The organism is Acinetobacter sp. YH12140, assembly GCF_013418475.1.
In the GTDB taxonomy this organism is placed as follows: domain Bacteria; phylum Pseudomonadota; class Gammaproteobacteria; order Pseudomonadales; family Moraxellaceae; genus Acinetobacter; species Acinetobacter amyesii.
This window is the reverse complement of sequence record NZ_VPBZ01000012.1, coordinates 23323-48308: the sequence shown is the minus strand read 5'-3', so window position 1 is coordinate 48308 and position 24986 is coordinate 23323. Positions and strand designations below refer to the sequence as shown.

The following is a 24986-nucleotide window of genomic DNA, read 5'->3' as shown; positions in this document are numbered from 1 at the left end:
AGCCATATATGTCTTTAGCCCATGTTTTACTCACGAGCTTACTTGAAAAACCGAGTACAGGAATTGACCTTGCACGCCGTTTTGACCGCTCTATGGGCTTTTTTTGGAATGCAACACATCAGCAAATCTACCGTGAACTCAGTGGCATGCAGCAAAAAGGCTGGATCAGTACCATTGAAGATGAGCACAGTACAACCCGTAAAAAAACCTACCAAGTTGAACAGCTTGGACGCGTAGAGTTGGCAAATTGGATGGTTGAACAAAGCCCTCCGGCTCAGTTACGTGAAGAGTTGATGGTCCGTTTACGTGCTGAAGCTCAACTGGGTACAAATGGCGTATTACCTGAATTAGAACGCCATCTAGACATTCACAAAGAAAAACTAAAAGTGTACCAGTCTATTTTTGCAAAAGACTTTGCACATGCGCATGATGAAGACCGTACTTTGTACATTCATAAAATGATTTTACAGCTTGGGATTGATTTGGAAATCGGTTGGATCAAATGGCTCGAAACCATCATTCCACAGTTGCATAAATTTAATCGCTAAAACAAAAAATAAATAGGAAGCCGCATGCCGCACTATACAATGCCAGATCAACAACAACTATATGTTCGTGAATATGGTCAAGGAGAACCAATCCTGGTTTTATCTGGACTCGGCATGCAAAGTTGGCAATGGCACCCTTTTCTATATCAACACCGAAAGCATTTTAAATTTATCATTCCAGACTGGCGTGGATTTGGCGGCTCTAAACATTGTCAAATTCCAAATATGGATACCATTTCAAGCCATTGGCGAGATATTGACAGCTTAGTTTCCCAGCTCGGTTACGATAAAATCACGGTGATTGCTTACTCCATGGGGGCAACGACCACCATGCACGGTTTGAAATACGGTCAGTTTGCCGAAAAAATTAAACGTTATTTGCACATCGATCAAACGCCTAAAATTAGAGTAGATGAAGATTGGCAATATGGTTTATATGGCAAACGCCACACTGAGTTTTTAAGTATTTTAGAAGACATCTCGAAGGTACTTGCAACTAACCTCTCCGTGCCATTTGCACAGCAGATGAATAAACATGACCGTCAAGGTCTGGTCGACGCTTGGTTACGGTTCATAGACTTACAAAATAGCAATCCTTATGCATTATCAGCTTTCCGTTTTGCATACCAACAACCAACTTTACAGAAGCTGATATTACCCTCACAAAGTGTGGCCTATTTATATTGGTATATTCAAAATTATTTAAACCATACTGAAGATTATCGTGAAGCCATTGCAGCACTCACCGCACCGACGACTTTTTTCACAGGGGCAAAATCGATCCTCTATCCTGCTCAAGGTCAAAAAATTATTGCTGACAGCCTAGTCAATGCTGAGCAGATTATTTTTAAAAAATCGGGACACACTCCATTAATCAGTGAACCGGTCAAATTTAGCCGTGAAATCACCAAGTTCTTAAAACAAGCGCTCTAATTAGACTGAATAAAAAAACAGGCTCAATACTTTCAAGATTGAGCCTGTTTTTTTATGAAGGTAAGCGTTACTTAACTGTTTGCGTCAAAATTGAATTTCAAATTTAACGTTATTATTACTTTTTAAAATAAGCACTAGAAAACCCGACGATCGTATTCAATTGCTTCCAAATCATATACTTGGTAAACACAATCAAATAAAGGACGTGCCAATTCCCCTTCATCATCATTCCGCACGATCAAATAAATTTGGCTAATGGCAGCACTGTCCGATAATTTCACATAATTCACATGCCTAAACTGCATAATTTGGACAGATTCAGGAACAATACAAATGCCTTCGCCCGCAGCGACCATACCCAGAGATTGCTGCAAATCTGCTTGAGTATTGAAGCGTTTCGGCTCCATCCCATATTCTAAAAATAAAGACTTGATCAGCGTTGCATAACTTTGACCATCCGTTGCAGGATAAATAAAAATCTGCTCATCTTTGAGATTATTTAATGCAATCTGCTGCTGTGAAGATAAAGGATGACTCGAATGCACCGCAACAATTAGTGGCTCTTCACGCAATAGCACACGTTTAACCGCCTGATCCGACACTCGAACTCGGCTAAAGCATGCATCAACCCGACCTTCTTTTAATGCCTGAATCTGATCGACTGCACTCAGTTCAATTAAATTTACATTTAAGTGTGGATATTGCTGACGGAATAAATAAACAATTCGAGGTAATAAACCACAGAGTAACGAACCGCCATACCCAATATTAATAGTACGTTCAGTGGCACTGGCCCGCTGCGTAATGAGCTTAATTTCTTCTGCATTGGAAAGTAACTTCACAGCTTGCTGATAAAAGAAACGGCCAATGGTGGTGGTTCTCAAAGGACGGCTGCCACGCTCAAAAAGCTGTGCACCCAACTCTTCTTCTAAATTTTGAATTTGACGACTTAAAGGAGGTTGAGCAATAAATAGCTTTTCAGCAGCCTTCGTAAAACTCTGTTCTTCTACAACGGCGACAAAGTAACGTAAATGTCTTAATTCCATGACATTGTCCTTTAATGTCGAATTTCTTTCATAATGGTCTTTTATTTGAATATATCAGGACGACACTCAAATCACATCCTTCAAATTCGGTTATTTAAAAGATGTATACACCACATTTATTGTTTGGTCATGCTAATGTGAAACGATTACAAGGTTAACCCGACTTTAGTCTTGGCAATTTTGCTCAACCTTCTCACATGAAAAACTACAAAACGTGATTGACTTCATGAAACAATTCAAGTTAATTAGCTAAATCGTTGCAAATATGGAATAAGAACAGTGCTGAGTGATCTAGATGATTTTTATTGTTTTGCCCAAGTGGTCGAACATGGTGGTTTTAGTGCAGCCGAACGTGCAACAGATATTCCAAAATCAAAACTGAGTCGTCGGGTCTATAACCTAGAAGAACGTTTAGGTGTCCGCCTGATTCAACGTAGTTCACGACATTTTGCTGTTACAGATATTGGTATGAATATCTACCGCCATGCACAAGTTATGATGAATGCCGCTCAAGCCGCACATGATTTGGTTGATCATCTCAGTACGCAGCCGCGCGGCTTAATTAAAGTCAGCTTACCTGTTTCCATCGCGCAAAATGAAATGACCAAAATTTTGCCTGAATTTTTAAAGCAATATCCAGAAATCAAAGTGCAAATGATGGTGACCAATCGGCGCGTAGATATCATTAATGAAGGCTTCGATCTTGCGCTACGTGTACGTTCAAATCTAGACGACGACCCCAATTTAGTCATTCGTAAATTTGAAACGATTGAGCAGCACTTATTTGCCAGTCAGGCGTATCTGAATAAATTTGGTGAACTCAAACAACCTGAAGATTTATCTCAGCATCAAATATTAAGTATGGCGGATGAGCATCTCGATCAACATATTATTGTGACCAATGCACAGCATCATCAGAAAAAAATCAAAGTTAACCCAACCGTGATGGGCTCTGACCTGTCTATGTTAGCTGCACTGGCCTGCCAAGATTGTGGCGTGGTGTTATTACCCGACAGTATTGTGTCCGATCACGTGAAATCAGGTGCTTTGGTTCGTGTACTATCTGAATGGAAAGCTGCACATGGTATTTTCCATGCAGTTTATCCATCTCGTCGTGGCTTACTACCTGCTGTCCGTGTATTCATTGATTACTTAGTTGAAAAACTCAGCCAACATGAACACGCTAAATTTTAAGCAAAAAAAAAGCTTACCCATGTGATGGGTAAGCGAAAACTTAAAAACTAAGTAAAATCAGAAACTACAGCAGAATCTGTAGGGCTATTGTATAAATAAAATACATCTTTATTAAATCGTTAATAGCTCTAACTGATTTTTTGAGCTATAGGCAAAGCCTTACAAATTAAGACTTAGAGAAATGTAGTTAGTCTTAAAAACGATAACACCCATAACCACCACGAACTCCTAGACTAAAGTCAAAAAATATACAACTGTATAATTTTATTTAACTTCAATCATTTGAACACAGCAGATATGGCATTAACAACACTACAGAGCTTAGATCGCGGGATATTCGCCTGTACCCTCTGGCCATGGAGATAACAACTCAAAACCAGTATCGGTTACAACAACCATATGTTCCCACTGTGCCGATAAAGAACGGTCTGCAGTAATTACTGTCCAGCCGTCTTTTAACTCTTTAGTACGCGCTTTACCGCTATTAATCATCGGTTCAATGGTAAAGACCATGCCTTTTTTCAGAATGACACCTTGACCCGGTTGACCATAGTGTAAAACGCTTGGTTGCTCATGATAAACTTTACCAATCCCGTGACCACAGTATTCACGTACAATGCTGTAGCCTTCACGATGAGCAACTTGTTGAATGGCATAGCCTACATCCCCCAAAGTTGCTCCCGGTTTAACAGCATGAATCCCTGCAACCATGGCTTCGTAGGTAGTTTCGACTAACTTTTTAGCCGCAGGCGAAACCTCACCCACATAGTACATACGACTGGTATCACCAAAATAACCATCTTTAATGATGGCAACATCAATATTGATAATGTCACCGTCTTTCAATACGGTTTCTTTCGAAGGAATACCATGACAAACCACTTCATTCGGTGAAATGCAGGTGGTTTTGGTATAGCCATAGTAGCCAACGTTGGCAGGAATCACTTTAAGTGTGTTGACGATAAAATCATTACAAATATCGTCTAGATATTCAGTGGTCACGCCCGGCTTGACATACTCCCCGATCATCTCTAAAACCTGAGCAGCTAAACGACCTGAAATGCGTAATTTTTCAATATCTTGCTCGGTTTTAATCGTGATTTTGGAAGCTTTCATCTGAATATCCTCAAATTTGAATACACCGAATTATAGACCTTTTAGATTTTTTTTGTTTTATTCAGCCAATATTTCTGCATTTATTCGGCTTATAGCATCCTATTTAGTGCTGAAAATTAGAACAATTGATTTATATCTGATAAATCTTAATAGCTAAACTTATTCCTATAAAAATTTTATATACAATAAATTTCTTTTATTTATCATAAATATAAATAAAACATTATTTTATCTGTCAATATATTCATAATTCGTATTATAAAAACTATCTATACGATTTATAAATTTTGCTCCAAAAACGAGCTTAATTGCACTAAAATTGCCTTTTTTCACAGTTCATCTCCCCTTTATGACAAGTCTTCGTACACGGGATATTGTTGCCTTAGGTTTTATGACCTTCGCACTGTTTATTGGTGCAGGTAACATTATTTTCCCACCAATTGTCGCACAGCAAGCGGGTGAACATGTTTGGTTAGCTGCATTTGGTTTCTTGATCACTGCAGTTGGCCTACCTGTCATCACGATTATTGCTTTGTCGCGTGTAGAAGGTTCTATTCAAGTTTTAAGTTCACCTCTGGGTAAAGCAGCCAGCATTATCCTTACTGTCGCGTGTTACTTAGCTGTTGGACCTTTATTTGCAACACCTCGTACAGCTACCGTTTCTTATGAAATTGGTTTCTCTTCTTATTTTGGTAACAGCGCAAACAGTCTGCTGATTTATAGCTTGATTTATTTTGCATTGGTGACCATTGTTTCACTTTATCCAAACAAAATTTTGGATACTGTGGGTTATTTCCTTTCACCACTCAAGATTTTAGGCCTAGTTATACTGGGTATCTCTGCGTTCTTTATCCCTGCCGGTGTGATTTCACCTGCAATTGATAACTACGTGGCTGCACCAGTTTCAGAAGGTGTGGTAAATGGTTATTTAACCATGGATACATTAGGCGCTTTAGTTTTTGGTATTGTGATCGTCAAAGCCATTACTTCACGCGGCGTAACGGATAGTAAGCTCGTCACCAAATATGCTGTCATTGCCAGTATTATTTCTGGTATTGGTCTTACCCTGGTTTATATCAGCTTATTCAAACTCGGTATGGGCAGCCATGATATTGCTCCAAATGCAACAAATGGTGCAGTGATCCTGCATGCATATGTACAACATGCTTTTGGTGATATGGGCGCTTATTTCCTATCTGCAATGATCTTTGTTGCATGTATGGTGACCGCGATTGGCTTAACCTGCGCATGTGCTGAATATTTCTCAGAATTGACTAAAATTCCATACAAAGTTTTTGTGTTCATTTTAGTTGGTTTCTCACTGCTGATTTCAAACTTAGGTTTAACCAAACTCATTGCCGTTTCAGTGCCTGTTTTAAGTGCGATTTATCCACCTGCGATTGCAGTTATCCTACTTAGCTTCTGCTCTAAATGGTTTATTTCACCATCAAGAGTTATTGCGCCTGTTACCGCATGTGCGTTTATTTTCGGTATTTTTGACGGTTTAAAAGTGACTGGTTTCGAAGATGCACTTCCAAGCTTTATTGCCAATCTACCGCTTGCTCAACAAAATTTAGCATGGCTGATCCCTTCTGCGATTGTGCTGATTATTGCTGCTGTAATTGACAAAGTTAAAAAATAACCTTTTTTGACCTGTCTAAAATCGGAGTTTTACCCGAATGACGATTTTACCTGTGACCAATAATTGTCGAGTTTTACCCAAACTGACATTTATTTGTCCTACTACAGCGCAATAATCCTAAGTCATTGAACTTTTAAATAAAGTTTTATTTTCATGATGAGAAAAAAAGCCAGCCCTTTGGCTACAAAATATAATAATAGTTAAAATACAAATACTTTCTGCAAAATACACCGTACACAAACTCCATGATTAAGCCCGATTCAGACTGTAAGCTAGGCGGTTTCGTGTCATAAAGCCGATATACCCGTGTTGGTATATATATTGCTTATTCATACATAGATATTATGCATCGACCATTTTACTCACTAGTCAACACCTTTAGATTCATAATATTTAGTATATGAATAAAATGATTATTCTTATATGATGATCTAACATAGTTTTATGACAAAATAATGACATTTGCTATTGAAATACTTCTAGTTTCGAAGTACAACAGTAGTTCAAACCTGACCAAAATCATGGGTTTTGGCGAAACAACAACACGGAGGGGTGGAGATGTTATCAGTACATTTCAAAAAGCAATTCTTCATTAACGCTCTGAAGGCAAATAAGAACATGGTGACCTATACAAGCACCACTATTGCTCTCATGCTGACACTACTTATTCAAGGCTTAATACAAGGAAATTTAAGACCTGAATACTTTGCTTATGCGCTTATTGTCTCGGTGGCCTTTTATTTATGGGCAGTCATTGACCACAAATATCGAAAGCAAAAATCAACAGAATTTTAAGTTAGAAGATGGATGAGGCATCATCCATCTTGAAAAAAGAAAAGATGCCACCCCTACCTTCTCGATTATTCAATCCATTTTAAAAACAATACAAATAATCCCTAAAATAACCAGAAAATCATCAGCCTTTTCTCATGAATTTTCGATTCTATTTAACTTCAAATTTTGTTTTATAAATTCTTCTACATAGCCATCGTCTGCACTTTAAAAGCTTTTAGTTCTTGATTAGCTTCCAATCTCATGCAAACCATTTCTAATTGATATTGCTTTGTTTAAAACCAAAATTTAACGATGACTCCGAAGAGCAATCCGAGTGTTGCAATTAACTCGCCTATCACCAATCCAAGCATTGCCATACTCATCATCCATTTAGGTAAATGCCATTTGCCTAAGACGTGCGGGACTTTAAATTGATTGGTGGTATCGGCTAAATAGCCATGCAGTACATAACTTAAAATCGAAAAGCTAAAAAAGAACAAATTGATGATTACAAAGAGTAAATTGAGTGTATGTGGAAGTGCTGAAAAATAGGCCAATACCGCCAAAATGAGCGTTGCTGGGGCGTATAACAAACTACTCCGATGTGCTATATCGACATAATAATGCGCACGTGCTAGTTCAGAATGTCTTATTTGTGCATATTTCCACACCCCCGTGAGCATACCTACCCATAAATAAATCCCACTAAAAACTATCGCAATTTTTACTGCACTTGAAAGTTGAAGCATGTCCATTTTAATTTACATCCATTGTTCAATTACACGCATTATTTTTATCTGTATTTATACTGCAATAGTACTTGCTTCAAACCTGTTATGACATGACTTTAGAGTCATACTCTTTTCAGGTTTCTTTTTGGAACTTGTGTAAATTAGAGGCATCGGAATACATCCATAAAGTTTGAATCATGTCATCATCTGAAAAACTCACGATTCATTGCCAAGACGGCTATTCGCTGAGTGCGCGCTTTTATCCGCACCAGACAGACCTAAAACAGGTTTTACCTGTGTTGATTTGTCCAGCTACAGGCATTACCAAGCAATTTTATAATAGCTATGCAACATGGTTGAGCCAACAAGGCTATGACGTTTTAGTTTTTGATTTTCGTGGTATTGGTGAGTCGCTACATAGCCCTTTAAAACAATCGACAGCAAGTATTGTGCAATGGGGGCAGCTCGATATCCCTGCGGCAATCGACGCTTTAATCAGTAAAACGCAAGCGCCTAAAGTCATATTACTCGGTCATAGTGCAGGCGGGCAATTATTAGGTATCGTTCCAAATTATGACAAAGTTGCCAAAGTGGTTGCTGTTTCTGGCTCTACAGGACATGTTAAAGAACTTAAAGGTCGCACCAAGCTTTTAGCTCCGGTGATGTTTAATGTGATCTTCCCGATTGCACGCTATACCATTGGCTATGGGCCGACCAATGCGATTGGCATGGGGGAAAATTTGCCAAAAGATGTAGCTCGTGAATGGGCTGAATTTTGTAGCAAACCTGGTTATGTCATCAATGCCTTAGGCAAAACTGTTCAGCATGATTTTCATCAAAAAGTGAGCTGCCCGATCACCGCCGTATGGAGCTCCGATGACGAAATTGCCACGGAAGCCAATGTCAAAGACTTGCTGCGCTTATACCCGAATGCTTCGACTCAAATGATTGAGTTAAAACCGAAAGAAACAGGTCATAAAGCCATCGGACATATGTTGATGTTTAAATCATCACATCAAAACCTATGGCCGATCATTGAACAACAGTTGCACGCTTAAGTTTTTACCACTCAGTCAGTAATCCGGCTGAGTGGTCTTTTTATGGACTGCACAATAATTTCTGCTTTTAGATTCATTCAAACTGCCTGACAGCTTACATATTCTATTTTCTATCTTTAAAATCTACACTGAACGTCCAAGTGTACTTATTTTCATCAGCCGACTATTGCAAAAAATGATATAACTATTTTTTCTCAATTATATTCTATTTTGGCATGAGTGAAGCACGACACAACCTCGACAGAATTGATCGTTTAATATTATCCGCATTAAGAGAAGATGGACGACTCACCATAGCCCAGCTTTCTGAACGTGTTGGTCTCTCCTCTTCGCCGTGTTGGACACGCTTAAAGCGTCTAGAAAATTTAAAAATTATCGACGGCTATACAGCCAACATCAACCCAAAATCGATTGGGATCAATGAATTATTCTTTATTGAAATCACATTAGAACGTCACGACGATGAAATTTTAGATCAATTTAGTGAAACTTTAGCCAATATGCCAGAAGTAGTAGAAGCACATTTAGTCACTGGCGATTATGATTATTTGGTGAAAGTTGCAGTTAAAAATGCTGAACACTATGAGCGTTTTTTACGTAAAAATTTATATTCTATGAAAGGTATACGCCATACCCGCTCTATTTTTGCGCTACGACAATTAAAATCTGCCAGCAGTGCTGACCTCATGATGATTGAGTAATGAGCCAATATAGATCTAATCTATAAGATGACTTTAAAATTTAAGGGCAATTGAGTTCAGCACTCAATTGCCCTATTTATGTGTTCTAATCTATATAGCCATCTTTTTTCAATTTTTTATCTGTCAAATACTCACGTATGACCAATGTTGCAATAATAATGATGGCTTCTAAGATCGCTACTGTGACGGTTAGTTTGGTAAATACTTCGACACTGAGCAACTCAAACCATAATTGAGCGATGGCTAATAAACCCCATAAAACTGAAATAATAAGTGCACTAAAGACACCGTATTTCATTTTTCTCTCTCCAAAACAACTACATAAGCTTCGCGCTTCCAAAAAAGCAGCATACGACGAATATCCTTTTCCATTGTAATCACCGCCCAGCCTTGCTGTGCATTTTGATTTAAAAAATTGGTGAATTTAACAGGATCAACTTTTGAAGAGCCAAGCAGCAAAGATCCCAGCATACCTTCTTGATAGATAACAACTTTATATTCTTTCATCAATATAGTTCTTTATGGTTATAGTGAATTGAACAAATGTTCATGGCAAAGTATAGCGATCGCTTTTTCCTAAAACAACAAAGTTTTAAATGTCAATTTACTCAGCATTTTTTTCAATTTTATGCTTTAATATACACAGTATGAGATGAGCCTTATATGAGTATCACGCGAGTGATACGACTAGCCCCAACCATGGGGCTTTTTATTGTTTTCTACTCAGCTCACATTGTTGTGTTTCATTGTTCAATTCTGACAGAACGAGACTGTGAATTTCACATGTTTTCACAGGGTCCTGCTCATAAGCCGAATTAAACCATGCAGCAGCTTTTTCAAAATCTTGCTGTACGCCTAGCCCACCTAAATAAAAACTTGCTACGCTAATTTTTCCGTTCAAATCATTTGCTTCCGCAGCCTTTAAAATCCATGGATAAGCTTTTTTATAATTCGGCTTTCCATCTGTACCTGTATAGTAAATCATGCCTAACCGGTGCTGATACTTTGCCAATCCTTTTTCTGCTAAAAGTACTGTAGGTTTTTCTGCAAGTAGTAGATCATTCTTTGTATAGTAATAATAGTCGGCCAATTGTTCGATATCTTCTTGCTTGCCTTTATTTGCAAATTCAATTAAAAGACTTTCCAATTTTTTCTCATTCCTTGGAATGAGTTCATATTTATGCATAATCAAAAGCATACGCTTTGAATCATCTAAGTTTCTTTCAGCACCGATCTCAAACCATTTTGCGGCTTCTGCATAATCTACTTTTACTCCTACACCTTTGTAATACATCAATCCCAAATTTTGATTTGCTGAGCGATGCCCTAAGGCAGAAGCACGCTTATACAGCGCTATGGCTTCAGGCAGATTAATCTCCACACCTTCTAGCCCCATATGTTTCAGTACAGCCAAATCATAAAGCGCCTGTTTATCGTTATTTTTTGCTTGAACGATGGTCTTTCGGACATCAATTTCGGCTGAAAAGGTTATAGAAAATGGAAGTGCTGTTAATACAAATAGCATGAAAAATTTGATGTAAGGTAAATGATATTTTAAAACTTTCATTGTTTATTATTCTTAATCAATAAGATGGTGAAAAATGAAATGCTAAAGCACTCTATCTAGATGCTTTAGCATTTTTTAAAGCTATATATAGTATTAACCAAAGAAGCCTATCGTTGCCTGAATGACCACAGCATTGACAATATCTACAAAAAACGCCCCTGTCAAAGGTATGATCAAAAAGGCTTTATGTGATGGCCCATAGGTATTGGTCACTGCCTGAATATTGGCAATCGCTGTCGGTGTTACACCCAAATTTACACCACATTGCCCTGCACAAAGTACGGCTGCGTCATAGCTTTTTCCCATGATCCTAAAAGTTACAAAGTACAGATACAGTGCTAAAACGAGGGTTTGTACCAGTAAAATAATCACCAGTGGGCCTGCAAGATCTGCCAATAACCAGAGCTGCAATGACATCAGCGCCATGGATAAAAATAATGCCAAGGATGCGTTACCAAATACATCGATACAGCGATCAAACATTTCAATTTTAAAGCCAAGTTCAAGGGTGTTTCTTAAAAATACACCACACGCTAAAGCCCAAACGAAGGTAGGTAATTCAAACCACTGTCCACGAGCAAACTCTGTCATGAAATAAGCAAAGCTGATACAGATGGCAAACATCCCCATCGTTTTGACGGCATCATCTGCGGTAATTAAACGAGTTTTTTCAGGATATTCGAAAGGTGCCGTTTCAGATGCAGGCGGTGCTTCATTACGCCCTGATGTCGGTACAAGTTCTTCTGCCAACTGAAAACGGCGGATGAGGAATTCCGCCACTGGCCCGCCCATCATGCCGCTAATCACCAAGCCAAAGGTTGCACTTGCCATACCGAGTACGACTGCACCTTGTATACCATGATCTTGTTCAAAGACTGTACCCCATGCGCCTGCTGTACCGTGACCACCTGTAAGTGTTACGGAACCTGTAATTAAGCCGATGAGTGGATCTAGTCCCAAAACTTTGGCCAAGCTGATACCAACGATGTTTTGCAGCATGACAAAAACAATCACGCAACCTAAAAACAGCACCAGCGCCTTTCCGCCTTCTTTGAGTTTTCCAAGACTTGCGCTCAAACCTACCGATGTAAAGAACATCAGCATGAATATTTGCTGAATTTTTGCATCAAAATTTACGGTGATATTAAAGTTTTTAAATAATATAAAAGTAATTACAGCTGCAACTAGACCACCTGCTACAGGTTCAGGAATGTTGTATTTTTCAGGATGGAAATTTTATGTACAAAGAAATACCCGATAAATAAAACCAATACCGCCACGACAATTGTCAAAAAAGCATCTAGCTCATAATTCATAATTTAATCTTAAGTGCTCAATTTTATTTACCTTTTTACATAATCATTGGAGTTTTTTCAGCTAGAAAAATGTAAATAAGCTATTCCCCCCCTTCTTCTACTACACATTTTTGAAGCCTAATAAGTGAAATAAATAAAAATGCTCAGCGCATGTGATGATCTGAGCATTGGCTATTTATGACTATAAAGAAAGATTTTTGAGATATTATTTGATGTCGAATACCCAGTTATGCGCTTCTTTATCACTGGTGGTTTCACAGACATAGTAATCTTGATCCCACGCATCTTGGTTAAAGATTTCTTTTTTGAAGTAATTCACCTGTTTGCCATTTTCGACACAGACAAAGCTGTCACCTTGGTCTTTGACTTGAGTTCCGTTAAGGAAACCACCTATGCAGAGAAAGCGGGATTGTTTGGGCACTGATCTATGCTACTGTAAAATAATATTAGTTGTGATTAAACGTTGTATTTTTAGAACTGTAAATAACATTTATAAATAAAAGCCTCCAATTAAGAGGCGATTATTTCTATTTTTGACAGTTATTCAAACTATTTTCTATATAGCTTTTTTCTAATTGTCCTTGTTTAAAGGATTTTAATAACCGTTCCAACCTCACTCTATTCCCAGGATAAGAGCAATACAATTTTTGCACATCATTTATTTTACTCAAAGAAGTAAGTTTACTTAAAGAATCTACGGCACCTTGCTCAACCCTAGCCCAATTTACATTTAGTTTTTTCAAATCATACTTATTGTTATGTACTGTATATAGAATATGATAATAATGAAAATCTTTTTCTGCAGGATTCATTTCCTGTATATCATTAATAATCATTTGAATAGCATCATAATTTTCTCCAAACCACTTTTTCTCAAAACTTTCCATAAATGTATTATAAATAACTCTCTGTTTTGGATATTTTACAATTCCATCTTGATAAGCTCTTAGATAATTTTCTTCAAAACCTAAATCACGTAGCGTCATTAAAAGAATGTAGTAATAAAAAGGATCTTTTGATGCAACATCATAATTTTCCATTAGAAAATTTAAATTCTGCATTGATTTATCAGCAAAATATTGCATATTATTTTGCGATACCTGTGAACTATAACTTCCCCCTCTAACACTCCAAGCCTGTTGCCTAACCCACATTGCATAATAAATATAACCTAATGGTGATTCTGGTTCAGCTTTGATCCATTTCTGTCCTTGAGCAATATTCTCTTTGTAATAATTTGAAGATGTTACACGATGCTTATTTACGATTCTAAGAAAAGAATCTAAATAACTTGTGTGTTTAAATTTACCATCAAAATTATATTCTTCGCTATTTAAGAGTTGATTGGCGTTAGTTGAGATTTCTTTGAATTTTTTTGCTTGGATCAAATCTTCAATGTCAGATTGTACTTCTGAGTTTGTTCGATATGCATTTTCATCAACTAACTTAATATTTGCTAGCTTTGTAAAAGATACCTCAGCAAAAATATTTGATGAACAAAGTGTTAATAGTATAAGTGTAATGTTTTTTAGTTTCATATGTCTAATTTCTAAAATATTATTTTGCTATTTCTATTGCAATTTTATATAAAGAAAATCCCACATGACGTGGGATTTTCTTATTAACTACTTAATCAATTAAGACAATTGAGCAGCAGCAATTTTCTTAGTATCAACGTCTTTAGCAGCGTCAGTATAGTCGCCCATTTTGTCGAAGCTTAAGTATTGGTAGATGTCGGCAGACATGCTATCAATTTGAGCTGCGTATTCTTGGTACTCAGCTGGAGTTGGTAATTTACCAAGTACAGCAGCAACAGAAGCAAGCTCAGCAGAAGCTAAGTAAACGTTTGCGCCTTGACCTAAACGGTTCGGGAAGTTACGAGTAGAAGTCGATACACAAGTAGTGTTCGGAGCTACACGTGCTTGGTTACCCATACATAATGAACAACCTGGCATTTCTGTACGAGCGCCAGCTTTACCATAGATGTTATAGAAACCTTCTTCCATCAATTGACGTTCGTCCATACGAGTTGGAGGAGCCAACCATAGACGAGTAGATAAAGAACCACCAGGAACTTTGTCTAAAAGTTTACCAGCCGCACGGAAGTGACCAATGTTAGTCATACATGAACCAACAAATACTTCGTCAATTTTTGTACCAGCAACGTCAGAAAGCAATTTAGCGTCATCTGGGTCGTTCGGGCAGCAAAGAACTGGTTCAGTAATTGTAGAAAGGTCAATTTCATACACTTTAGTGTATTCAGCATCTGGATCTGCTTTGATTAGGCTTGGGTTAGCCAACCATTTTTCCATGTTCTCAACACGACGAGCCATAGTACGCGCATCGCCATAACCTTCAGAAATCATCCACTTAAGCATAGTGATGTTTGAACGAAGGTATTCAGCAACTTTCTCTTCAGAAAGCGTGATAGAACAACCAGCAGCTGAACGTTCAGCAGATGCGTCAGAAAGTTCGAACGCTTGCTCAACAGTAAGGTCAGTTTCCATTTCTGTAAGGTCGATCTCAAGGATACGGCCAGAGAAGATGTTTTTCTTACCTTTTTTCTCTACAGTTAAGTCACCTTGTTGGATCGCAACGTAAGGAATCGCATGTACTAGGTCACGTAGAGTGATACCAGGTTGCATTTTACCTTTGAACTTAACAAGAACAGACTCAGGCATGTCTAGTGGCATAACGCCAGTTGCAGCAGCAAACGCTACAAGACCAGAACCCGCTGGGAATGAAATACCGATTGGGAAACGAGTATGCGAGTCACCACCAGTACCAACTGTATCTGGAAGAAGCATACGGTTTAACCAAGAGTGGATAATACCATCGCCTGGACGTAGAGAAACACCGCCACGGTTCATGATGAAATCAGGAAGCGTGTGCTGCATTTGAACGTCAACTGGTTTTGGATACGCAGCTGTATGACAGAAAGATTGCATAACTAGGTCAGCAGAGAAGCCTAGGCAAGCAAGATCTTTAAGTTCGTCACGAGTCATTGGACCTGTTGTATCTTGAGAACCAACAGTAGTCATCTTAGGTTCACAGTAAGTACCTGGAAGTACACCTTGACCTTCAGGAAGACCACAAGCGCGACCAACCATTTTTTGAGCTTGAGTGAAGCCTTTACCAGTAGCTGCAGGTTGAACTGGAGTACGGAATAAAGTTGAAGGTGCAAGACCAAGAGCTTCACGAGCTTTAGTTGTTAAACCACGACCAACGATAAGGTTGATACGGCCACCAGCACGTACTTCATCTAAAAGAACTGGAGTTTTAAGTTCAGATTCAGCGATTTGAACGCCGTCTTTGAACGCAGTTACTTTAGCAGCAGCGTGGTCGATTTTAAGCGTGATTTCATCGCCCATGTTCATGTTTTGAACATCGATTTCTACTGGCAATGCACCAGCATCTTCCATAGTGTTGAAGAAAATCGGAGCGATTTTAGAACCTAAGCAATAACCACCATCTTTTTTGTTCGGAATGTGAGCAATTTCGTCACCAAAGAACCAAAGTACAGAGTTAGTTGCTGACTTACGAGAAGAACCAGTACCAACAACGTCACCTACGTAAGCAACTTGGTTGCCTTTCGCGATAAGCTCTTTGATTTGGCTAAGTGGACCAACTTCGCCAGGAACTTCTGGATTGATACCGTCACGTACGTTTTTAAGCATTGCGTTAGCATGTAACGGAATGTCTGGACGGCTCCACGCGTCTTGTGCAGGTGACAAGTCGTCTGTGTTCGTTTCGCCAGTTACTTTGAAAACTGTAAGTTTGATTTCTTCAGGAACGTCTTTACGGCTAGTGAACCATTCAGCATCTGCCCAAGATTGCATAACTGCTTGTGCATTCGCATTGCCCGCTTTTGCTTTATCAGCAACGTCGTGGAAGGCATCAAATACAAGAAGAGTTTTCTTAAGTGCGTCAGCAGCTAATTCACCAAGCTCTGCATCATCAAGAAGTGCAACTAAAGGAGCAACGTTATAACCACCAAGCATAGTACCTAGTAGGTAAACCGCACGTTCTTTAGTTACTAGTGGAGAAGTCGCTTCACCTTTTGCCAAAGCAGCTAAGAAAGCAGCTTTAACGTATGCAGCTTGGTCAACACCCGCTGGAACACGGTTTTCTAGTAAATCAACTAAAAATGCTTCTTCGCCAGCTGGTGGGTTTTTTAATAATTCAACTAATGCAGCTGTTTGAGCATCGTCAAGTGGCTTCGGTGGGACTCCGAGTGCGGCACGTTCTTCAACGTGTTGGCGGTAAGCTTCTAGCACGGTGTTATTCCTCTTTTTTAAAAAATTATTTACGCATTCCTGCTTTAAATAAAGCTACGCAAATAATATGGACTGCTAAATTTTACTAAAATTCCAGTTAAAAGTTAATGCACTACAAGTGTTTCTTCGTGATGCCCGTTATTTTATAAATAAATGATCCTCATATCGTTTATACATTAAGCAAAATCAATACTTAGAACACGCTTTTCTTGCGCATATTAACTTTTGACTAAAATTAACCATCAAAAAAAGGCAACTAAATGTTGCCTGTTTTTATCAGTATTGGATATTCCACCTTAGTGTACAGTGGTTGCAGTGATATATTGCTGAAGTTCTGCTCGATCGCCTGTAAATCTGAGGCACCATTCGTCCTGACATGTGGTTTGATGTTGATTACTTGCAAAGCTGATATCGACCAAATAACGCTGAGAAAATTCATCTATTTTTTGGCGTAATGTGACTTTATCTCCAATGCTGAGCACGTAGTTCCCACCACCGATAATTGCTACGCCTTGTTCATCTTCTAGGAGTAGATCTGAGTGATGCATATAACCTATAACGTCCATATTCTGCTCCTCTACTGTTTTTTATTCTCCATTTCATTATTCATTAAAAAGATTTGCTTTTCTATATTTATGATTTAGCAAGTTGTCACAATTTGTATTTCGCTCTGCTTAGGCTATTTAAAAATCTTTAAGCATCTCATATTCAAAGTAACCCGAAGATAAATATGCATTCGCAAAATAAGCATGAACTCAATCATATGGCTAAACAACGGATAGTTGCCCCGTTGTAACTACTCACTGATGAATACAGCCTTTAGGTTTTGCTTTACGCGCTTTCTCGCATAAAAAACCGTTCCTTAGAACGGTTTATAATCTGGCATTTCAGTATGCGGTGTTGCGATACATTTTTCAGTAAACTCAGCACGAATTTTTTCACGTGCTTTTTCAACATCAGTATTAATCTCAGCTTGCGGCAAGGCATAAACTTCATCAATGATGTTCAGGATAAATCCTTTGGTGGTTTCATCCTCAATTTTGTTGGCATGCTCAACTGCTTTGTCTTTTTCAATTGCATTTTGACGATCTAACATAATCGTACGTGCAGCATTACCTACACTGCGGCAGTAACCCTGCCACTGCTCTTCAGGGGTTAATGGTTTTTTTTCAGCACAGCCGACCAAAGCCACCATAACGGATAAAGCAAATAACTTTTTCATGAACTTCTCCTTACGAGGGGCAATATAAAAGATCGTAATGGATTTGTCATTTAAATTAGTCGTAGCCGAACAAACAAAAAAAGCCCTTTCGGGCCTTTTTTATGCGTTTGAATTAACCACAAGTTGCTTGAATAATCTTTTTATTGATTGGATTTACAGTGACGGTGACGCGCTCTACACGATAATCCATTGTTACTGGCTGCCCAGGTTTTACTAAACGGACAATTTGAGCTTGGCTAATCGCCTTGATCTGATCTTCAGTCAATTTTGCTTTGCCAATCAGCGTCTTGGCCTTATCTGCGACACATTCAGTTTGGCTACTACGGAATAATGCCCACTCTTCAACCACTTGTCCGTTTGGCAGATGACAATACCCGACCTGAGCATTTGCTTCATCACGAATTTCAAGTTTACCTTTTTGTTCTACACAATACTGGCTGGCTGGATTTGCCATACCAATTTTTTCTGATGTAGTTTCAGTTTGCTGTGTTGTGCTACAGCCCGCCATAAATGCTGTCAGTGCAGCTAAAATCCATATATTTTTCATCAAATCTATTTCTGAATATAAAAATTTAACTTATCAAGTTTGTGCCAAATAAACGAGTTGTTTATTGAAATTTTTAGTTGTCATTCCACTTTCTGTAATTCGGCAGCAATGTGCCCTATGTTCAAAATACAGAACGTCATTTTCTTTGAGCTGATGATGATTTTTGCAATATTTAAAACGACTAAACTTGTCGCAGCTTTGATTTTAAAGGTTTTATAAATTTGAAAAATGACCTGCTCAACGCGTATGCTAAAAAAAGTACTTTTCTTCAAACACGCCACGTTGCGTAGGAGCAAAATATGTCAAAAAAACTGCCGATTTATTTTTCGGACGAAGCTTGGTCGTCTTTGCAACAGCTCATGGGCGCAGATGGCAAACCCAGTCCCACCATCAATGCCCTGCTTGAAAGGCAATCTCAAGAACTATCTATGGATCCATTTTTGGATTCTTCGCTCAATGTTCAGCCTGTTCAGAAAAATACCCGTATTGAACTTCCCGTTGCCTTGGAACGTATTCCTGCTGGCCCAGCTTTCGCCAATAAAGATGTTTTTGAAAAAGTCTTAGACCTAAATGATTATTTGGTAATTAACCCGCTCGCTACATTTATTGCGCATGTCGATAGCGAGTCTTTACTCAATGCCGGTTTTGAAATTAATGATACTTTTTTAGTCGATCGTAGCTTAGAAGCCAAACATGGCGATATCGTGGTTGCACTGATTGATAATCGTGAAATCACCTTAAAGCGATTGATGATCACCGCAAAAATGTCAAAAGAAGAAATTGCCGACATTTTTGGTGACCCCAATAAAGTCTTACCCAAAATTTGGCTAAAAGCAGAAAATCCAGCCTATGCGCATATTATCCCTTCAGATAGCGAATCTATCGTTGTTCAGGGTGTTGTGACCTTTAATTTAAAGCAATTTTATAAGCGCTCATCACATACCTAAACGCAAGAATTCACCATGAAAGCTGCAAATAAAATATTTGCGTTAGTTGACCTTAACAACTGCTACGTCAGTTGTGAGCGTGTCTTTAACCCAAAGCTCAATAATGTCCCTGTCGTCGTGCTGTCCAATAACGATGGCTGTGTTGTATCTCGAAGTCAGGAAGCCAAAGACCTCGGGATTAAAATGGCTGTGCCGGTCTATCAAATTCAGGATTTAATCCAACAGCATCATGTTCAGGTGTTGTCGAGTAACTATGCCCTCTACACCGAAATGTCTAATCGATTTATGAATATTTTAGGCATGTATGTCGGCCCCGAAGACCGTGAAGTTTACTCGATCGATGAGTGTTTTTTAGATTTCACTGCCTATCAAGAACTGTTTGATTTGAGCCTATATGCTAAAGAAATACGAGATACGATCCTAAAATGGCTAGGTTTAACCTGCTGTGTCGGGATTGGTCGCTCTAAAACGGAAGCCAAAATGGCCAACCATTTTGCCAAAAAAAATGCGTATTTAAACGGTGTGTGCAATTTAGTTGAAATGGACCCTTGTTCCTCAGAACAACTCCTTGCGCAGACACCAGTCAATGAAGTTTGGGGCGTCGGTCGCAATCATACAAAAGCCCTGAATCAGCTTGGCATTCATTATGTTTTAGATCTAATCAATGCACAGCCTAAAGATATTCGAAAAAAATTTAGTGTGGTGATGGAAAAAACCGTCTTGGAACTGCAAGGTCTATCTTGTCTGTCTATTGAAGAAGAAGCGCCGAGCAAACAGCAAATTATCAGTAGTCGTTCCTATGGTCAGCCTGTCTACGAACTGGAAGATATTAAGGCCTCTATTCGTGTATATATCGCGCGAGCCGTCACACGTTTAAGAGCAGATCATTCTCTATGTCGTATGGTGGGAGTTTTTATTCAAACGAGTCGCTTTAATTCTGCTGAAAAATACGCACCTTATCTGGCCATTACACTGAATGAGCATACCGATGACTTAATTAGCATCACCCAAGCAGCAACGCGTGCCGTCGAAAAAATCTTTAAAGCGGGATTTAAATATAAAAAAGCCGGTGTGGTGTTATTAGAAATTATTCCAAAACAAAACTTTACCCCAGATTTATTTTGCGATATGGCGTTAAGACAAAGCCGTTTGAAACTGTCCGACACCATCGACGATATTCAAAAAAAATTTGGGCATCATTTTGTCTCGATCGGCTTAGCGCAGGACGATGCTGCAACATGGCGGATGAAAAAAAATCTGTGTTCCCCCGCTTACCTGAGTAATTGGAACGAACTGCTTCGTGTAAAATGAAATACTATGTTGTAGCGCCTCTTAGTCCTTCTATTGTTTTAACCGAAATGATCATTTGCAATTGCTGAATATTTATTTAGTATTTAAATGAATATTCATTTTTATATTCTCCTATTTTAAATTATGTCTGATGTTCAATTAACGCTGAGCGAATACCTATCTGCGGTCAAAGAAGTCATTCAGTTGGCTTTTGATGATGCCGTGTGGGTCAAAGCCGAGATTCGAAATTTAAACATCAAAGGTGGACATTACTATCTAGAATTAGCTGAAAAAGAACAAGAAAGCGATAAAGTCATTGCCAGTTGTAAGGCCACAATTTGGAAATTTACCGCAAATAAAGTTGTCGGAAAATTTGAACGTGAAAGCGGCATTGAGCTCAGTCGCGACTTAAATGTCTTGGTTAAAGTGCGTGCCAAATTTGACCCGCAGTACGGCTTTTCAGTCAATATCGAAGAAATTGACTCGAGTTTTACTTTGGGTGATCTGGCTCGACGCTATCAACAAATTTTAGAAAAACTCACCAGCGAAGGTCTGATTCATAAAAATCGAAACTTGCCTGCGCCATTTGATATTCAGCATGTTTTGGTTATTGCGCCTGAAAATGCGGCTGGCTTAGGTGACTTTAAAAAAGATGCAGATGCACTACAACATGCTGGTGTGTGTGAATTTGTCTATCATGCTGCAACCTTTCAAGGAAATACCGCAGCACAAAGTATCCGAGATGCTTTAGCACTGGGTTTAAGACAATGGGCCAATAACTTTCAAACTGCGCCAGATTTGATCGTGATTATTCGTGGTGGCGGTGCCGTTAATGATCTTGCCTATCTGAATGATTATGATTTGGCTGCCCTTCTATCTAAGCGTAGCGTACCGATTTGGGTCGGTATCGGCCATGAAAAAGACCGCACGATCTTAGATGAAATTGCACATCGCTCTTTCGACACCCCGAGTAAAGTGATTGGGGGGATTCGTAATCATATTGTTGAGCGAACACAGGAGGTTTTAGAGGCATTACAAAGCATTCAACTGCGCTCTCAACATCAAATTGCCCTGTATCAAAGTCAAAATGATCAGTTACTACAGCTCATAAAGACCTTGGCTCAAAGTCAAATCAATGACTCAACTCGGCTCTTACAGCAATACAAAGATAACACTGCTTATTTTGCTCAGTTACACCTTAAAACAGCTGCACAGAATATTGAAATACTCATGCGTGAGACTTTGTTGCAAAACCCTGCACATGTGCTCTCCAAAGGTTATGCCATCGTCCGGCAGCAAGGTCACGCCATTCGCGCAACGAAAAATCTTCAGCCTTCAACGCATTCACCGATTGAAATTGAAATGCAAGACGGCGTCATTACGGCTGACATTCAACATATACAGGTAAAAAATCATGACGACTGATACTCAAAGTTTTAAAGAAGGCTATGAAGTTTTAAAACGTAATGCTGAATTACTCGAATCTCAGCAAGAACCCGATATTGATAATCTTATGAAAATCGTTGAAGAGTCGATGCAAGCCTATAAAGCCTGTAAGTCTCGTGTTGAAGCGGTACAACAGGCACTGAATGATACGTTTAAAGATTGATTTCTCAGCTCATCATTTGTATAAAAAACGCAGCCTAAGCTGCGTTTTTTATACTCAAATTTTGACTTCTCTTAGAAGCGCCAGTTCTGAGAACATTGTTTTGCGTTTAATCTAATTGGCTATAAATAATCGTATATCATTGTTTTTAAGTATATTGTATATATACAACACTTCGCACTAGCAACCACTAGCAGTCTACAAATATAATTCAACAGTCTACAAATCAGTCTACATTTTTTTTCACGACTATATATGTATACTTGGAGTCAAACTTAGAACGAGAATAAAAATGAAAACTTGGCTCTACTTTTACATTGAATACACTAAAAAATGGAAAGCGTTTTGAGAAAAAAGATTTGATTGGCTGATATGGTTGATAGCTAGTGAGGTGAATCTATGATTGTCATGAAGAAAAATAAAAAGTATCTCTCCTATGTGAAACAAGAAGATGAGTTGGATTATTGGGAATTATCAGAAGTGAATTTTGTAGATCAATCGGGTTGGCATTGGACCAGTGATTATGAAAAGGCCAAGTATTTCATGAGCATTCGAGATGCTGATATTTTTCTAGCTAAGAAGAAAGGCGAATTTTGGGAAGGTGTGGAGATAGTTAATGAGTGATAGGAAGGCTAGAAAATATATCATTTAAATACTGCAGTTCTTCTAACTGGAAATATTTCCTGGAAAGATTTTAGATAGCATGTTGACTTATAACTTACATATTATTTGAGGGGGGATGTACATTGTATAACAACATAATTCAATTCAAGAAACCTAGGCTAGAACGTGGCATAGTTGCACCTGCTGGTATTATGTCTATATCTGGTACTAGAATGCATATTGATAGAAAGTATTCAAATGAAGATATTTTTTATTATGTAATGTACTGGGATAAGATTGCCATTCCATCATCATCAGCTTTTCACTGCGGTCTACCATTAGAGAGGGAGTTGACATCTTTAGGTATATTAGAACGCCCACAATTACCCGTCATCGGAACAGTGGATGTAGCTCAGCACACTCACTGGACTTTTGGTGAAATCGCCAAACAAAAACTTAAAGAGGATAAGTCGGATTGGATGATACACCACATGTCTGGTGATCCAATTTATTTACCTCAACACTCAACTAAACAAGATTCTATAAGATTAAAAATTACAAAGGCATTGCCTATACCATCTAATGATGGAAATTTTTCTTTAGATGATCTATTAGATTTTAAACTTCGTAGAGCCTCTGAGTTGGAGGGGCTGCACACAACAATGGATAATTTGCTTAAAAAAATTCATTATGAAGAAATTACTGTTATCCAAAAAACAGAACTAAAAAGATTTGAAAACGCAATTAATGAGTTAGATAAAACCATATTTGAGCGCTTTAAAATTTATAAAAAAAGTGATTTTGAAGTAAATATTGATCTTAAAGGTGATGCACTTGTTGCCTTAGCACTTAATGAAACCTTTAACATGAAATTTTTTTGTGCAAACGCTAATAGAATATGGTCAATAAATTTTTCATAACACTTAACCATATGTTCGGCATCTACACACATATTATTTTTAATAAAAAAATCTTTAACCGTTGTGGCAAAACCATTTATTGTGTTTGATGGTATTGAATCTAAATCACACTCATAAACATAAATTGATATATCTTTATACGGTAATAAATAGAAAGTTTCTTTATTTACTCTCTTTACAAAATCATCTTCAAACCATGTAAATAGGAATGCAGCCTTCGCAACTGCATTCTCATCAAGGAAATTAGATGGATTAAGGTGGAGTTTTATTAACTCTTCTTGTTGTTCTTCCAGGCTCATGATATTAAGACAGTCTTCGCCTCAAGCAACTCTTCTCTCGTATACCTTAAATCATCTATTCCTGATATAATTTCAGACTCAAAGTTAGCCCAAGCTGCTTCATCGTGTGTCATCTCAACCAAGTCAAAAGCGTCTACATCGACTAATGTGTTAATTACGGCATTAGCTACATTTTTGAACTCAATATCTTGTTCAAACTTATCCACACTGAAATCAACTTTTTTTCTACCAAAAATAGCTGACTCATCTTGAACTATTACAGCTTTTGCTTTGTCAATATGGCAAATTCCAACAGATTTAAACTCAAAATAGACCTCTTTAACTACTGGTCCATATTGCCATTTTCTAAATGATTCAGGAAACAATAGTTCATCATGCTTTTTTAAATAAGCTGTAGTAACGTAATAAAGAATTTTTTGCAATTTAAGTGGTGTTAAGCTTCGTACAGGCTTTCCAATACTATTATTAGCGTACCAAACAATATAATTCGCAATATCCATCGCAGTATATTTATTCATATTCCCACCTCACATAAAACACTAATATCAACAGAACTTAGAAATAATAGACTAAGACTCAACATTGTCGAAAAACAGTGACGGTGTACATTTTATATTCCTTAATTTAGATACGACAAAAGGCAAGACTA

26 protein-coding genes and 1 pseudogene are annotated in these 24986 nt (G+C 38.1%); 13 read left to right on the top strand and 14 right to left on the bottom strand.

Going from position 1 to position 24986, the window contains the following annotated elements; all coding sequences use genetic code 11:
* The first annotated feature begins 8 nt into the window (after positions 1-8).
* Together FTU75_RS16420 and FTU75_RS16415 are read left to right on the top strand one after the other, a co-directional pair.
* Complete coding sequence (locus tag FTU75_RS16420; RefSeq protein WP_078189188.1) at positions 9-548, top strand: PadR family transcriptional regulator; 540 nt, start codon at positions 9-11, stop codon at positions 546-548.
* A 24-nt stretch (positions 549-572) separates the two neighbouring features.
* The gene (locus FTU75_RS16415) at positions 573-1481 is read left to right on the top strand and encodes an alpha/beta fold hydrolase (protein ID WP_180116473.1); all 909 of its coding nucleotides are present in this window, start codon (positions 573-575) and stop codon (positions 1479-1481) included.
* 134 nt (positions 1482-1615) lie between these two features.
* Here FTU75_RS16415 and FTU75_RS16410 read toward each other — a convergent pair whose 3' ends face one another.
* Positions 1616-2527 carry a LysR family transcriptional regulator gene (locus FTU75_RS16410; protein ID WP_078188530.1) on the bottom strand — a complete coding sequence of 304 codons (912 nt, stop codon included), beginning with the start codon at positions 2525-2527 and terminating at the stop codon, positions 1616-1618.
* A 279-nt stretch (positions 2528-2806) separates the two neighbouring features.
* Here FTU75_RS16410 and FTU75_RS16405 point away from each other — a divergent pair, with 279 nt between their 5' ends.
* The gene (locus FTU75_RS16405; RefSeq protein ID WP_180116472.1) at positions 2807-3721 is read left to right on the top strand and encodes a LysR substrate-binding domain-containing protein; all 915 of its coding nucleotides are present in this window, start codon (positions 2807-2809) and stop codon (positions 3719-3721) included.
* 321 nt (positions 3722-4042) lie between these two features.
* On the opposite strand, the gene map is transcribed toward FTU75_RS16405, so the two are convergent.
* Positions 4043-4837, bottom strand: a complete 795-nt coding sequence (gene map, locus FTU75_RS16400) for a type I methionyl aminopeptidase (RefSeq protein ID WP_078193926.1) — start codon at positions 4835-4837, stop codon at positions 4043-4045.
* A gap of 349 nt (positions 4838-5186) precedes the next feature.
* Here map and brnQ point away from each other — a divergent pair, with 349 nt between their 5' ends.
* Both brnQ and FTU75_RS16390 read left to right on the top strand, forming a co-directional pair.
* A complete protein-coding gene (brnQ, locus tag FTU75_RS16395) occupies positions 5187-6479 on the top strand; it encodes a branched-chain amino acid transport system II carrier protein (protein WP_180116471.1) in 1293 nt (430 codons plus the stop codon).
* A 558-nt stretch (positions 6480-7037) separates the two neighbouring features.
* Positions 7038-7274 carry a hypothetical protein gene (locus tag FTU75_RS16390; RefSeq protein ID WP_078188534.1) on the top strand — a complete coding sequence of 79 codons (237 nt, stop codon included), beginning with the start codon at positions 7038-7040 and terminating at the stop codon, positions 7272-7274.
* A gap of 272 nt (positions 7275-7546) precedes the next feature.
* Here the strand turns inward: FTU75_RS16390 and FTU75_RS16385 are convergent, their stop codons facing one another.
* Positions 7547-8008 carry a hypothetical protein gene (locus FTU75_RS16385; protein WP_180116470.1) on the bottom strand — a complete coding sequence of 154 codons (462 nt, stop codon included), beginning with the start codon at positions 8006-8008 and terminating at the stop codon, positions 7547-7549.
* 173 nt (positions 8009-8181) lie between these two features.
* Between FTU75_RS16385 and FTU75_RS16380 the strand changes: the two genes are divergently transcribed.
* Together FTU75_RS16380 and FTU75_RS16375 are read left to right on the top strand one after the other, a co-directional pair.
* Positions 8182-9042 carry an alpha/beta fold hydrolase gene (locus FTU75_RS16380; RefSeq protein WP_111884969.1) on the top strand — a complete coding sequence of 287 codons (861 nt, stop codon included), beginning with the start codon at positions 8182-8184 and terminating at the stop codon, positions 9040-9042.
* Positions 9043-9257: 215 nt separating this feature from the next.
* Positions 9258-9743: an Lrp/AsnC family transcriptional regulator gene (locus FTU75_RS16375; protein WP_078188537.1), complete on the top strand. Its 486-nt coding sequence runs from the start codon at positions 9258-9260 to the stop codon at positions 9741-9743.
* Between the two features lie 85 nt (positions 9744-9828).
* On the opposite strand, the gene FTU75_RS16370 is transcribed toward FTU75_RS16375, so the two are convergent.
* The 10 genes and pseudogenes from FTU75_RS16370 to FTU75_RS16325 all read right to left on the bottom strand — a co-directional run bounded on the left by FTU75_RS16370 (position 9829) and on the right by FTU75_RS16325 (position 18672).
* A complete protein-coding gene (locus FTU75_RS16370) occupies positions 9829-10041 on the bottom strand; it encodes a hypothetical protein (protein ID WP_180004964.1) in 213 nt (70 codons plus the stop codon).
* The gene (locus tag FTU75_RS16365; protein WP_078193931.1) at positions 10038-10250 is read right to left on the bottom strand and encodes a DUF4177 domain-containing protein; all 213 of its coding nucleotides are present in this window, start codon (positions 10248-10250) and stop codon (positions 10038-10040) included. Before FTU75_RS16365 ends, FTU75_RS16370 begins: the two co-directional genes overlap by 4 nt.
* A gap of 202 nt (positions 10251-10452) precedes the next feature.
* Positions 10453-11310, bottom strand: a complete 858-nt coding sequence (locus tag FTU75_RS16360; RefSeq protein WP_180116469.1) for a tetratricopeptide repeat protein — start codon at positions 11308-11310, stop codon at positions 10453-10455.
* Between the two features lie 93 nt (positions 11311-11403).
* Positions 11404-12626 (bottom strand): annotated as a pseudogene (gene gltS, locus FTU75_RS16355) (sodium/glutamate symporter).
* Positions 12627-12831: 205 nt separating this feature from the next.
* Positions 12832-13047, bottom strand: a complete 216-nt coding sequence (locus FTU75_RS16350) for a hypothetical protein (protein WP_180084907.1) — start codon at positions 13045-13047, stop codon at positions 12832-12834.
* Between the two features lie 106 nt (positions 13048-13153).
* Entirely contained in the window at positions 13154-14164 is a 1011-nt protein-coding gene (locus FTU75_RS16345) for a hypothetical protein (protein WP_180040398.1), read from the bottom strand.
* Between the two features lie 99 nt (positions 14165-14263).
* Entirely contained in the window at positions 14264-16903 is a 2640-nt protein-coding gene (locus FTU75_RS16340; RefSeq protein WP_180116468.1) for a bifunctional aconitate hydratase 2/2-methylisocitrate dehydratase, read from the bottom strand.
* Positions 16904-17199: 296 nt separating this feature from the next.
* Entirely contained in the window at positions 17200-17469 is a 270-nt protein-coding gene (locus FTU75_RS16335) for a hypothetical protein (protein WP_078193937.1), read from the bottom strand.
* 296 nt (positions 17470-17765) lie between these two features.
* The gene (locus tag FTU75_RS16330; RefSeq protein WP_078193938.1) at positions 17766-18125 is read right to left on the bottom strand and encodes a hypothetical protein; all 360 of its coding nucleotides are present in this window, start codon (positions 18123-18125) and stop codon (positions 17766-17768) included.
* A gap of 112 nt (positions 18126-18237) precedes the next feature.
* Positions 18238-18672: an I78 family peptidase inhibitor gene (locus FTU75_RS16325; protein WP_180116467.1), complete on the bottom strand. Its 435-nt coding sequence runs from the start codon at positions 18670-18672 to the stop codon at positions 18238-18240.
* A gap of 299 nt (positions 18673-18971) precedes the next feature.
* Between FTU75_RS16325 and FTU75_RS16320 the strand changes: the two genes are divergently transcribed.
* From FTU75_RS16320 to FTU75_RS16295, 6 genes are all read left to right on the top strand, one after another.
* A complete protein-coding gene (locus FTU75_RS16320; RefSeq protein ID WP_078193940.1) occupies positions 18972-19619 on the top strand; it encodes a LexA family transcriptional regulator in 648 nt (215 codons plus the stop codon).
* Between the two features lie 15 nt (positions 19620-19634).
* Complete coding sequence (locus FTU75_RS16315) at positions 19635-20930, top strand: Y-family DNA polymerase (RefSeq protein ID WP_180116466.1); 1296 nt, start codon at positions 19635-19637, stop codon at positions 20928-20930.
* Between the two features lie 123 nt (positions 20931-21053).
* Positions 21054-22334, top strand: coding sequence for an exodeoxyribonuclease VII large subunit (gene xseA, locus FTU75_RS16310; protein ID WP_180116465.1), 1281 nt, complete (start codon positions 21054-21056; stop codon positions 22332-22334).
* Positions 22324-22518: an exodeoxyribonuclease VII small subunit gene (gene xseB / locus FTU75_RS16305; protein WP_180077014.1), complete on the top strand. Its 195-nt coding sequence runs from the start codon at positions 22324-22326 to the stop codon at positions 22516-22518. The genes xseA and xseB overlap by 11 nt, the downstream gene beginning before the upstream one ends.
* 396 nt (positions 22519-22914) lie before the next feature.
* On the top strand, positions 22915-23139 hold the full coding sequence (locus FTU75_RS16300) for a hypothetical protein (RefSeq protein ID WP_180116464.1): 225 nt from the start codon (positions 22915-22917) through the stop codon (positions 23137-23139).
* Positions 23140-23330: 191 nt separating this feature from the next.
* Positions 23331-24038 (top strand): DUF6236 family protein, encoded by a 708-nt coding sequence (locus tag FTU75_RS16295; protein WP_180116463.1) that lies wholly within the window; start codon positions 23331-23333, stop codon positions 24036-24038.
* Positions 24039-24333: 295 nt separating this feature from the next.
* On the opposite strand, the gene FTU75_RS16290 is transcribed toward FTU75_RS16295, so the two are convergent.
* The gene (locus FTU75_RS16290; protein ID WP_180116462.1) at positions 24334-24855 is read right to left on the bottom strand and encodes a Panacea domain-containing protein; all 522 of its coding nucleotides are present in this window, start codon (positions 24853-24855) and stop codon (positions 24334-24336) included.
* Between the last annotated feature and the right edge of the window lie 131 nt (positions 24856-24986).